The following is a 10,664-nucleotide window of genomic DNA, read 5'->3' as shown; positions in this document are numbered from 1 at the left end:
ACCTCCGCCGCGAACGGAGCGATCTTCGCCTCGGCCAGCGAACGCACCGCCTCACGGAGCATCTCGTGCTCCTCGGAGATACGGAAGAGATCGAAGTCAGCCGCTCCTGCGCTGCCCGCCATGATGCCTGCCTCGTCGTCCAGTGACCGACGTCCGATCGACGTCCGATCCGAGTCGAATCGCGTTAACTACCGTTCAGTAGAGATCCTAGGGCTCCGACCTGCGGCTGCCTAGCGTCCTCGGCGAGCGGGTGACGTGCGGGTACCCGGTGCCGAGCCGGGCGGGACGGATAGCATCAGGGGCACCCTCTACTGGTCGAACCCGCACTAAGGGGAACCCGTGACCCTCCGCATCTCCGTGATCGGCACCGGCTACCTCGGCGCCACGCATGCCGCCGCGATGGCCGAGTTCGGCTTCGAGGTGCTGGGTCTGGACATCGATCCCGACAAGATCGCCACGCTCACCGCCGGCCGGGTGCCGATGTACGAGCCGGGCCTGTCCGAACTGCTGCTCAAGCACGTGGCCGGACACGAGGGCTCGACCGGGCGGCTGCGCTTCACCACCTCCGCCAAGGAGGCCGCGGAGTTCGGCGACGTGCACTTCATCTGCGTCAACACCCCGCAGCGCAAGGGCGAGTTCGCCGCCGACATGTCGTACGTGGACAGCGCGATCGAGGACCTCGCGCCGCACCTGACCCGCCCGGCCCTGGTGGTCGGCAAGTCCACCGTGCCGGTCGGCTCGGCGGCCCGGCTGGCCGAGCGGCTGGCCGCGCTGGCGCCGGTCGGCGAGGCCGCCGAACTGGCCTGGAACCCGGAGTTCCTGCGCGAGGGCTTCGCCGTCCAGGACACCCTGCGCCCCGACCGGATCGTGGTCGGCACCCAGAGCGAGCGGGCCGAGCGGCTGCTGCGCGCGGTGTACGCGGACCCGATCGCCGCCGGAGTGCCGTTCCTGGTCACCGACTACGCGACGTCCGAGCTGGTGAAGGCCGCCGCCAACTCCTTCCTCGCCACCAAGATCTCCTTCATCAACGCGATGGCCGAGGTCTGCGAGGCGGCCGGCGCGGACGTCACCCTGCTCTCCACCGCGCTCGGGCACGACGAGCGGATCGGCCGCAAGTTCCTCAACTCCGGCCTCGGCTTCGGCGGCGGCTGCCTGCCCAAGGACATCCGGGCGTTCATGGCCCGGGCCGGCGAACTCGGCGCCGACCAGGCGCTGACCTTCCTGCGCGAGGTCGACTCGATCAACATGCGGCGCCGCTCGCGGATGGTCGAGCTGGCCCGCGAACAGTGCGGCGGCGGCTTCCTCGGCCGCCGGGTCGCCGTCCTCGGCGCCGCCTTCAAGCCCAACTCGGACGACATCCGGGACTCCCCCGCCCTCAACGTCGCCGCGCAGATCCAGCTCCAGGGCGCCCAGGTCACCGTCTACGACCCCAAGGCCGTGGACAACGCCCGCAAGATGTTCCCCTCCCTGGCGTACGCCGACTCCGCCCTGGAGGCCGCCGAGGGCGCCCACGTCGTCCTCCACCTCACCGAGTGGGCCGAGTTCCGCGAGCTCGACCCGGCCGAGCTCGGCACCGTCGTCGCCGAGCGCCGCCTGCTCGACGGCCGCAACGTGCTCGACGCCGAAGCCTGGCGCGCCGCCGGCTGGACCTACCGCGCCCTCGGCCGCCCCAGCTGATCCCGGCCCCAGGACCCGGGCCCGCCGGGACGCCCGGACGCCGACTCCGTCGAACGCGTTCGCCGGTGGCCCCCTTCGGGTACGCGGTGACCCACTGGGAGATCGGCGGCCCGACCGCGGCCGACTGTTCCGAGGTCATGGCCTTCGCGGGCGGGAAGCTCCCCGCCCAGGCCACCGAGGTCCACTGCACCGACAAGGGCGGTTGGCAGGACCGTGGCTACGACGCCGACTTCCGGATGCCGCGGGAGGACCTGGCACAGCGGCTTTCGACGGCCTTCCCCCGCGTGCGGCTGACGGGCGGCACCACGGCGGGGCTGGACTTCGGCAACGCGCTGGCGCCGGATGCGAAGCCTCCGGGCGACCAGGCCGTGACCGTCCACCTGAAAGCCGCCTACGACGGTGACGGGACGGCCCTGGTCAGGCTCCAGGCCTTCAACTCCTGAGCCGGGAATCGCCCTCCGGCGCGCACCGTTGGCACCGGCATGACGAACTACGGCGACGAAGCGACGGTCCGCGAGATCCTCACCCGCAGCGGCGACACCTGGGCCGTGGTCGGCCTGTCCAACAACACCGCCCGAGCCGCCTACGGCGTGGCGCAGGTGCTCCAGCGCTACGGCAAGCGGATCGTGCCGGTGCACCCGAAGGCCGAGACGGTCCTCGGCGAGCCCGGCTACGCCTCGCTCTCGGAGATCCCGTTCCCGGTCGACGTGGTGGACGTGTTCGTGAACAGCTCGCTGGCCGGGGAGGTCGCCGACCAGGCCGTGGCGGCCGGGGCGAAGGCGGTCTGGTTCCAGCTGGGGGTCGTCGACGAGGCCGCCTACGGGCGGACCCGGGCCGCGGGGGTCTCGATGGTGATGGACAGGTGCCCGGCCATCGAGATCCCGCGGCTGGGCTAGGACCCCGCGTCAGCCGTCCAGCTGGGCGATGGTGGCGATGGAGGGCCGGCGGCTCGCCCGCAGGGAGGCGGCGACCGACTCGGCGTCGCGCAGGACGCGCACGGCGTTGTGCCAGGTGAGCTTGGCCAGGTCGGCCTCGGACCAGTGGCGGCCGAGGAGTTCGGCCACCAGGTTGGGGTAGCCGGCCACCGAGTCGAGGCCGTCCGGCAGGAAGGCGGTGCCGTCGAAGTCGCCGCCGATGCCGATGTGGTCGATGCCCGCGACCTCGCGCATGTGGTCCAGGTGGTCGGCGACGGTGGCCGGGGTGGCGATCGGGCGCGGGTTGGCGGCCTCGAAGGCGCGCTGGCGCTCCATGGCCGGCGGGGTGGTGTCCAGCGGGTGGAAGCCGTGGGCGCGCATGTTCTCGTCGGCGGCCAGGGTCCACTCGATGGCGGCGGGCAGGATGAACTTCGGGACGAAGGTCGCCATCGCCACGCCGCCGTTGGCGGGCAGCTGGGCGAGCACGTCGTCCGGGATGTTGCGCGGGTGGTCGCAGACCGTGCGGGCCGAGGAATGCGAGAAGACCACCGGCGCCTCGGTGACCCGCAGGGCGTCCCGCATGGTGTCGGCGGAGACGTGCGAGAGGTCGACCAGCATGCCGAGCCGGTTCATCTCCCGGACGACCTCCTCGCCGAACCGGGTCAGCCCGCCGGCCGCCGGCTCATCGGTCGCGGAGTCCGCCCACGGCACGTTGTCGTTGTGGGTGAGCGTCAGGTAGCGGACGCCGAGTTCGTACAGGGCGCGCAGGGTGGCCAGCGAGCAGTCGATCGAGTGGCCGCCCTCGGCGCCCATCAGCGAGGCGATCCGGCCCTCGGCGCGGGCGGCCTCCATGTCGGCGGCGGTACGGGCGAGGCGCAGCCGGTCCGGGTAGCGCTCGACCAGGGCGTGGACGAAGTCGACCTGCTCCAGGGTGGCGCTGACCGCGTGGTCGCCGGCCAGCGAGGCGGGCACGTAGACGGACCAGAACTGCGCGCCGACCCCGCCCTCCGCGAGGCGGGCGAGGTCGGTGTGCAGCCGGTCGCTCTGGTCGGCGGCGAGGTCGAGCGCGCCGAGGTCGTACCCGGCCTGCTCGCGCATCGCCCAGGGGAGGTCGTTGTGACCGTCCACGACGGGGGCGGTGCGCAGCAGGGCCCGGGCGGCGGCCAGCGCGGTGGCGGAGTCCGTCTGAGAAGTCATACGGGCTGTTCTACCCCACCCGGTCGGCGGGTCCTGCTTGCCGCAGTCCTGCTCGCCGAAGCTGCCTGCCGATGTCCTACTTGCCGAAGCCGAAGGACGAGGAGCCGGCCACCTTGGCCCGGAGCTTCTTGCCCTTCTCGGTGGCCTGGTTGTTCAGCTCGGCCTGGAAGTCGGCCATCTTCTCGGTGAGCTCGGGGTCGAAGGCGGCCAGCATCCGCACCGCGAGCAGGCCCGCGTTGCGCGCGCCGGCCACCGAGACGGTCGCTACCGGGACGCCGGCCGGCATCTGGACGATCGACAGCAGGCTGTCCATGCCGTCCAGGTAGCGCAGCGGCACCGGGACGCCGATGACCGGCAGCGGGGTGACGGAGGCCAGCATGCCCGGCAGGTGGGCCGCGCCGCCGGCGCCCGCGATGATCGCCTTCAGGCCGCGCTCGTGGGCCTTCTCGCCGTACGCGACCATCTCGCGGGGCATCCGGTGGGCGGAGACGACGTCCACCTCGTAGGGGATCTCGAACTCGTCCAGGGCCTGGGCGGCGGCCTCCATGACCGGCCAGTCGGAGTCCGAGCCCATCACGATGCCGACAAGGGGGGAGGTCATTCGGTGATCGTTCCTCGCAGGTAGGCGGCCGCATGGCGGGCGCGCTCGCGGACGTCGTCGAGGTCGTCCCCGAAGACGTTGACGTGGCCGACCTTGCGGCCGGGCTTCACGTCCTTCCCGTACATGTGGATCCGCAGACCGGGGTCGCGGGCCATGCAGTGCAGGAAGGCGTGGTACATGTCCGGGTAGTCGCCGCCGAGGACGTTGACCATGACGGTCCACCTGGCGCGCGGCCGGGGGTCGCCGAGCGGGAGGTCGAGGACGGCCCGCAGGTGGTTCTCGAACTGCGAGGTGACGGCACCGTCCTGGGTCCAGTGCCCGGAGTTGTGCGGGCGCATGGCGAGCTCGTTGACCAGGATCCGGCCGTCCCGGGTCTGGAACAGCTCGACGGCCAGGTGGCCGACGATGCCGAGGTCGCCGGCGATCCGCAGGGCGAGCTGCTGGGCCTCGTCGGAGAGGGCGGGGTCGAGGTCCGGCGCGGGGGCGGTGACCTCGGCGCAGACGCCGTTCTCCTGGACGCTCTCGACGACCGGGTAGGCGACGGCCTGGCCGCTGGGCGAGCGGACCACGTTGGCGGCCAGCTCGCGGACGAAGTCGACCTTCTCCTCGGCCAGCACCGGGACGCCGGCCAGGAACGGCGCCTGTGCCTCCTCCTCGTCGTCGACGACCCAGACGCCCTTGCCGTCGTAGCCGCCGCGGACGGTCTTGAGCACGACCGGGTAGCCGGTGCCCTCCTCCGCGAAGGCGGTGACGTCGGCCGGGTCGGCGACGATCCGATGCCGGGGGCAGGGCACCCCGATGGAGTCGAGCCTGGCCCGCATCACGCCCTTGTCCTGGGCGTTGACCAGCGCCTCCGGGCCGGGGCGGACGGCGATGCCGTCGGCCTCCAGGGCGCGCAGGTGCTCGGTGGGGACGTGCTCGTGGTCGAAGGTGATGACGTCGCAGCCGGCGGCGAAGCGGCGCAGGGTGTCGAGGTCGCGGTAGTCACCGAGGACGACGTCGGAAACCACCTGTGCGGCGGAGTCCTGGGGAGTGTCGGCGAGGAGCTTGAACCGGACCCCGAGCGGGATTCCCGCCTGGTGTGCCATGCGGGCCAGCTGCCCGCCACCGATCATGCCCACCACTGGAAAATTCACATTGCCCGGGGAAGTCACCCCGCCAGGATATCCGGGCCGGTGGGGGGCCTTGGAGCCGCGGTGGGGCCGTGAGTAGTGGACGCGCGTAGATGTCAACCCCCGTCCCGGACGGCTGAGCCGTTCGGTGGAAGCGGGTAGCCTGGACGGCCAGGTCCTCGTCCGCGCGGTCGGATCATGTGCGTGCACGCAGGGCTCAAGGGATGGTTGCGTCCCAGCGATCCGTCCTTTCGACCCGCGTGAACATGGAGGCCACCCGGTATGGCGACGACCGCAGCTCCGAAACGCCCGCTCGTGCAGAAGATGCGCGGGCTCACGGGCGAGGTCGTGAAGTTCGGCATCGTCGGCCTGAGCGGCGTGGTCATCAACTTCGCCGTCTTCTGGGTCTGCATCAACGGCCTGGGCCTGGCCTCACTGCGGTCCAACATCGCCGCGACGGTGATCGCGATCGCCACCAACTACCTCGGCTACCGCTACTGGCTGTACCGGGACCGCGACGCCGCTTCGCGCAAGCGGGAGATCACGCTGTTCCTGGTGTTCAGCGGAATCGGCATGCTGATCGAGACCGGCGTGCTCGCCTTCACGGTCTACGTGCTCCTCCTGGACTCGCACTACGAGCAGCTGGGCGCCAAGGTGATCGGCCTCGGCGTGGCCACCGTGTTCCGCTTCATCTCGTACCGCACCTGGGTGTTCACCGCCCTCCCCGAGCCCGAGCCGGCCGCCGACGCCGCCAACGCCGTCGACACCGCCGACGGCCAGGAGCTGGCCGCCCAGGCCGAGCTGATGCTGGCCACCGCGCAGATCCGCTACGCCAAGGCCGAATAGGCCCCTCCGGGCCCCCGCTCCCGCTCCCTTCGCCCGACCGGCGACCGGCCCTTTCCGCTCCCCTCCCGCCCCTTGCCCGGCCCGCCTCCGCGAGAGGACAGTGGTGACCGAGGGCGAGCACGGCCCGCGGGTGATCGAGACCGAGGGGGTCCGGGAGGCTCGCCATGGCGTTCGTCCAGATCATCGACTGCAGGACCGAGAGGCTCGACGACCTGAACCAGCTCATGGACAGCTGGGTCGAGGCCACCAACGGCATCCGGACCGCCTCGCACGCGGTGGTCGGCACCGACCGCTCCGACAGCAGGCACGTGGTGGAGATCGTGGAGTTCCCCTCCTACGAGGAGGCGATGCGCAACTCCCGGCTCCCCGAGACGGACCGGATCTTCCGCGAGATGGTGGCGCTCTGCGACGCGCCGCCCACCTTCACCGACCTCGACGTGGTCCGCGACATGCGCCTCGGCCAGGGCTCCTGATCAGTCCTGGTGGCTGCGGCCGAGGAAGAGCGCGAACACCGCGGGCTTCAGCGAGAGCAGCTCCAGTCGGCCGCCGTCCGCCTCCGCCAGGTCACGGGCGACGGCCAGCCCGATGCCGGTGGAGTTGCGGCCGCTGACCGCGCGCTCGAACACCCGGTTGCCCAGGTCGGCCGGCACCCCGGCGCCCTGGTCCTGCACCTCGACCACCACCGAGGTACCGGAGGGCCGCACCCGCAGGGTGATCGTCCCGGCGCCGTGCATCAGCGAGTTCTCGATCAGGGTGGCCAGCACCTGGGCCACCGTCCCCGGGGTGCCGACCGCGGTGACCCCGTGCAGGCCCTCCAGGGACAGCACCCGGCCCCGTTCGCGCAGCGTCGGTCCCCACTCCTCCACCTGCTGCTTGATCACGTCGTCCAGGTCGAAGGCGACGGCGGTGGGGCTGCGCGGGTCGCGCTGGGTGGTGAGCAGCCGTTGGACGACGTCGGTGAGCCGCTCGACCTGCTGGAGGGCGATGGTCGCCTCCTCCTTGACGGTCTCCGGCTCCTCGGCGAGGGCGGTGATCTCCTCCAGCCGCATCGACAGCGCGGTGAGCGGGGTGCGCAGCTGGTGCGAGGCGTCGGCGGCGAGCCGGCGTTCGGCGGTGAGCATCCGGGCGATCCGCTCGGCGCTGGTGTCCAGCACCTCCGCGATCCGGTCCAGCTCGGGCACCCCGTAGCGGCGGTCGCGCGGGCGGGGGTCGCCGGAGCCGAGCCGCTCGGCGGTCTCGGCGAGCTCGGTGAGCGGCCGGGCGAGCCGCTTGGCCTGCCAGACGGCGAGCGCCACGGCGGCCTGGACGGCCAGCAGGGCGACCACGCCGAGGAGCAGCAGGTTGTTGGAGATCTCGTGGTCGACGTCCTGACGGGACTGCTCGACGGTGACGATCTCGCCGCTGTTGCCGCGCTCGACGGCCTTCAGGAGCTTCCCGGCGGGGCGGTCACCGGCCGAGAGCACCTGCTGGCCGGGGATCTGCACCTCGACGTAGCTGCCCTCGGCGACCTGGCTCTCGAAGACCCGGCCCTCCTTGACAGCCTCGCCCGCGGTGAGCCGGCTCTCCACGAGGGCGAGCACCCGGACGGCGGTGGCGTCCACCCGGTCCTGGGCCGAGCTGACGATGGTCCGCTTCTCGACCAGGGCGAGCGGCACGCAGAACACCACGACGACCACCAGGACGACGACCAGCAGCGAGTTGATCATCCGGCGTTTCACGCTGCTGCTCCCCGAGGTCTTCCGCTTCATCGGCCGCCGCCCGGCCAAGATCTCCGTACGGGGTTAATTCTTCTCGAACCGGAACCCCACCCCGCGCACGGTGGCGATGTAGCGCGGGTTCGCCGCGTCGTCGCCGAGCTTCTTGCGGAGCCAGGAGATGTGCATGTCCAGAGTCTTGGTCGAGGTCCACCAGGTGGTGTCCCAGACCTGCCGCATGATCTCCTCGCGGGTGACCACCCGGCCCGCGTCGCGGACCAGGACGCGCAGCAGCTCGAACTCCTTGGCGGAGAGGGTCAGCTCCTCCTCGCCGAGCCAGGCGCGGTGGGACTCGATGTCGATCTTCACCCCGTGCGCACCGGTGGTGAGCTGGTCGACGTTGCCGCGCCGGAGCAGGGCCCGGACGCGGGCGAGCAGCTCGGCCAGGCGGAAGGGCTTGGTGACGTAGTCGTCGGCGCCGGCGTCCAGGCCGACCACGGTGTCCACCTCGTCGGCGCGGGCGGTCAGCACCAGCACGGGGCAGCTCTTGCCGTCGGCACGCAGGCGGCGGCAGACCTCAAGACCGTCCATCTCGGGCAGGCCGAGGTCCAGGACGACGAGGTCGACCTCCTCGGTGAGGCCGGCGGCGAGTGCGGTCGGACCGTCCTCGCGGACGAGCACCTCGTAGCCCTCCCGTCGCAGGGCCCGGGCGAGCGGTTCGGAGATCGCCGGATCGTCCTCGGCGAGCAGCACACAGGTCATGTGGTGATGGTAGTCCGCCCGGGTAAGGCCGTACGCCCTGTGAGGTAGTTCACAGAGCGTGATCGTTATACAAGGATCCGCAATGGGCCAACAGAGTGACACCAACCGATCGTTCGGCGAAGAATCTCTGATTGGATCTTGAAACCGAAGGAGTACGCGCCGGTCTACCATCGATCAATCGGGCAGATCTTCTTCGAACTTTGCCATTCCCATACCTAATACGTGGCCTTTGTCATCTGATAACGCCAAATATCGCCACGTACAGTGGTTGAAGTTCGTCCGCCGCCACCCCCCTAGGCGGACGCGATCAGGCAAGGAACCACTACTCATGGCGTCTACGACCCTGGACACCGGCGTCACGTCGGCCACTCCTGGCGGCAAGACCTTCCTCGGCCACCCCCGGGGACTCGCCACTCTCTTCATGAGCGAGATGTGGGAGCGCTTCAGCTACTACGGCATGCGTGCCCTGCTGGTGCTCTACATGACCGCCTCCGTCGCGGACGGCGGCCTGGCCATGAAGACGGCCGTCGCCGCCGCCGTGTACAGCGTTTACACGGCCATGGTCTACCTGCTCGCCCTCCCGGGCGGCTGGATCGCGGACCGCTTCCTCGGCGCTCGCAAGACCGTCGCGGTCGGCGGCACGATCATCATGATCGGCCACTTCCTGCTGGCGGTCCCCTTCAGCGCGTCGTTCTTCGTCGGCCTCGCCTTCATCGCGGTGGGCTCCGGCCTGCTCAAGGCCAACATCTCGACGATGGTCGGCCACCTCTACGACGGCCCGAACGACCCGCGCCGCGACGGTGGCTTCACCGTCTTCTACATGGGCATCAACCTCGGCGCCTTCGCGGCCCCGCTGGTCATCGGCACCGTCGGCCAGAGCGTCAGCTGGCACCTGGGCTTCGCCCTCGCCGGTGTCGGCATGGCCCTCGGCCTGGGCCAGTTCCTGCTGGGCACCCGCCACCTGAGCCCGAAGAGCAACGTCGTCACCTCGCCGATCACCCCGGACGAGAAGCGGAAGATCTTCACCAAGGCGGGCATCTGGCTGGCCATCGCCGCCGTCTTCTACGGCGTCGTCGCCGCTACCGGCCACTTCACCATCAACTGGGCGATCTGGCCGCTGTCCATCGCCGGCCTGGCGATCCCGGTCCTGGTCTTCACCAAGGTGAAGCGCGACAAGGACCTCGACGCCAACGAGCAGTCCAAGATGAGCGGCTACATCTGGTTCTTCGTCGCCGCCGCCGTGTTCTGGATGATCTACGACCAGTCCGGCTCGACGCTGAACATCTTCGCCGACGAGCACACCGCGTCCACGCTGTTCGGGCTCGACTTCCCGTCCAGCTGGTTCCAGTCGCTCAACCCGCTGTACATCATGGCGCTGGCCCCGGTCTTCGCCTGGATCTGGGTCGCGCTGGCCCGCCGGTCGAAGAACCCCAGCACCACCATGAAGTTCGCCTTCGGTTTGCTGATGATCGGCGCCTCCTTCATCGTCATGATGCTGGCGATGGCCTCCGCCTCCGGCGACACCAAGGTCACCCCGCTGTGGCTGGCCATGGTCTACCTGGTCCAGACCGTCGGTGAGCTCACCCTCTCCCCGGTCGGCCTGTCCGTCACCACCAAGCTGGCGCCGACCAAGTACGCCAGCCAGATGATGGGCGTCTGGTTCCTCGCCGTCACCGCGGGTGACTGCGTCGCCGCCATCTTCCAGCTGGTGCTGGGCGACAAGGTGGTCGGCAGCACCGCGTACTTCGCGGTGCAGGGCGTCATGGCGATCGTCGCGGGTGTCGCGCTGGCGATGTACCGCAAGAAGGTCGTCAAGCTCATGGGCGACGTGCACTGACGTCCGCCCGGTGAAGCTCCGGGG

Annotated in this window: 10 protein-coding genes and 2 pseudogenes; 6 read left to right on the top strand and 6 right to left on the bottom strand. The window is 70.6% G+C overall.

The window, feature by feature from the left end:
• Positions 1-122, bottom strand: a pseudogene (locus ACFV1W_RS33240) (acyl-CoA dehydrogenase family protein); the annotation flags it as partial.
• A gap of 217 nt (positions 123-339) precedes the next feature.
• Here ACFV1W_RS33240 and ACFV1W_RS33235 point away from each other — a divergent pair.
• The 3 genes from ACFV1W_RS33235 to ACFV1W_RS33225 all read left to right on the top strand — a co-directional run bounded on the left by ACFV1W_RS33235 (position 340) and on the right by ACFV1W_RS33225 (position 2,573).
• A complete protein-coding gene (locus ACFV1W_RS33235) occupies positions 340-1,677 on the top strand; it encodes a UDP-glucose dehydrogenase family protein (protein WP_380420973.1) in 1,338 nt (445 codons plus the stop codon).
• Positions 1,678-1,742: 65 nt separating this feature from the next.
• Positions 1,743-2,120, top strand: a complete 378-nt coding sequence (locus ACFV1W_RS33230; protein ID WP_380420972.1) for a hypothetical protein — start codon at positions 1,743-1,745, stop codon at positions 2,118-2,120.
• Positions 2,121-2,159: 39 nt separating this feature from the next.
• Positions 2,160-2,573, top strand: a complete 414-nt coding sequence (locus ACFV1W_RS33225) for a CoA-binding protein (protein ID WP_380420971.1) — start codon at positions 2,160-2,162, stop codon at positions 2,571-2,573.
• 9 nt (positions 2,574-2,582) lie between these two features.
• Here ACFV1W_RS33225 and ACFV1W_RS33220 read toward each other — a convergent pair whose 3' ends face one another.
• The 3 genes from ACFV1W_RS33220 to ACFV1W_RS33210 form a co-directional block, all read right to left on the bottom strand.
• Positions 2,583-3,788 (bottom strand): dipeptidase, encoded by a 1,206-nt coding sequence (locus ACFV1W_RS33220; RefSeq protein WP_380420970.1) that lies wholly within the window; start codon positions 3,786-3,788, stop codon positions 2,583-2,585.
• Between the two features lie 76 nt (positions 3,789-3,864).
• Positions 3,865-4,389 carry a 5-(carboxyamino)imidazole ribonucleotide mutase gene (purE, locus tag ACFV1W_RS33215; protein WP_380420969.1) on the bottom strand — a complete coding sequence of 175 codons (525 nt, stop codon included), beginning with the start codon at positions 4,387-4,389 and terminating at the stop codon, positions 3,865-3,867.
• Positions 4,386-5,525: a 5-(carboxyamino)imidazole ribonucleotide synthase gene (locus ACFV1W_RS33210; protein ID WP_380420978.1), complete on the bottom strand. Its 1,140-nt coding sequence runs from the start codon at positions 5,523-5,525 to the stop codon at positions 4,386-4,388. The genes purE and ACFV1W_RS33210 overlap by 4 nt, the downstream gene beginning before the upstream one ends.
• Before the next feature lie 258 nt (positions 5,526-5,783).
• On the opposite strand from ACFV1W_RS33210, the gene ACFV1W_RS33205 reads away from it, so the two are divergent.
• Both ACFV1W_RS33205 and ACFV1W_RS33200 read left to right on the top strand, forming a co-directional pair.
• Positions 5,784-6,347 carry a GtrA family protein gene (locus ACFV1W_RS33205; RefSeq protein ID WP_380420968.1) on the top strand — a complete coding sequence of 188 codons (564 nt, stop codon included), beginning with the start codon at positions 5,784-5,786 and terminating at the stop codon, positions 6,345-6,347.
• Between the two features lie 164 nt (positions 6,348-6,511).
• Positions 6,512-6,814: pseudogene (locus ACFV1W_RS33200) on the top strand (ester cyclase); the annotation flags it as partial.
• 6 nt (positions 6,815-6,820) lie between these two features.
• Here ACFV1W_RS33200 and ACFV1W_RS33195 read toward each other — a convergent pair.
• Positions 6,821-8,065, bottom strand: a complete 1,245-nt coding sequence (locus ACFV1W_RS33195; RefSeq protein WP_380420967.1) for an ATP-binding protein — start codon at positions 8,063-8,065, stop codon at positions 6,821-6,823.
• Between the two features lie 63 nt (positions 8,066-8,128).
• Complete coding sequence (locus tag ACFV1W_RS33190; protein WP_030290974.1) at positions 8,129-8,803, bottom strand: response regulator transcription factor; 675 nt, start codon at positions 8,801-8,803, stop codon at positions 8,129-8,131.
• A 328-nt stretch (positions 8,804-9,131) separates the two neighbouring features.
• Between ACFV1W_RS33190 and ACFV1W_RS33185 the strand changes: the two genes are divergently transcribed.
• Complete coding sequence (locus ACFV1W_RS33185; protein WP_380420966.1) at positions 9,132-10,640, top strand: peptide MFS transporter; 1,509 nt, start codon at positions 9,132-9,134, stop codon at positions 10,638-10,640.
• The last annotated feature ends 24 nt before the right edge of the window (positions 10,641-10,664 follow it).

The sequence above is a fragment of the Kitasatospora sp. NPDC059648 genome, from assembly GCF_042734825.1.
Taxonomy (GTDB): Bacteria; Actinomycetota; Actinomycetes; order Streptomycetales; family Streptomycetaceae; genus Kitasatospora.
This window is presented reverse-complemented; position numbering and strand designations above follow the sequence as displayed.

Excerpts from the sequence above, each read along its gene's own strand:
- ACFV1W_RS33225 (WP_380420971.1), top strand. The coding sequence starts at position 2,160 with ATGACGAACTACGGCGACGAAGCGACGGTCCGCGAGATCCTCACCCGC.
- ACFV1W_RS33220 (WP_380420970.1), bottom strand. The coding sequence starts at position 3,788 with ATGACTTCTCAGACGGACTCCGCCACCGCGCTGGCCGCCGCCCGGGCC.
- purE (WP_380420969.1), bottom strand. The coding sequence starts at position 4,389 with ATGACCTCCCCCCTTGTCGGCATCGTGATGGGCTCGGACTCCGACTGG.
- ACFV1W_RS33205 (WP_380420968.1), top strand. The coding sequence starts at position 5,784 with ATGGCGACGACCGCAGCTCCGAAACGCCCGCTCGTGCAGAAGATGCGC.
- ACFV1W_RS33190 (WP_030290974.1), bottom strand. The coding sequence starts at position 8,803 with ATGACCTGTGTGCTGCTCGCCGAGGACGATCCGGCGATCTCCGAACCG.
- ACFV1W_RS33185 (WP_380420966.1), top strand. The coding sequence starts at position 9,132 with ATGGCGTCTACGACCCTGGACACCGGCGTCACGTCGGCCACTCCTGGC.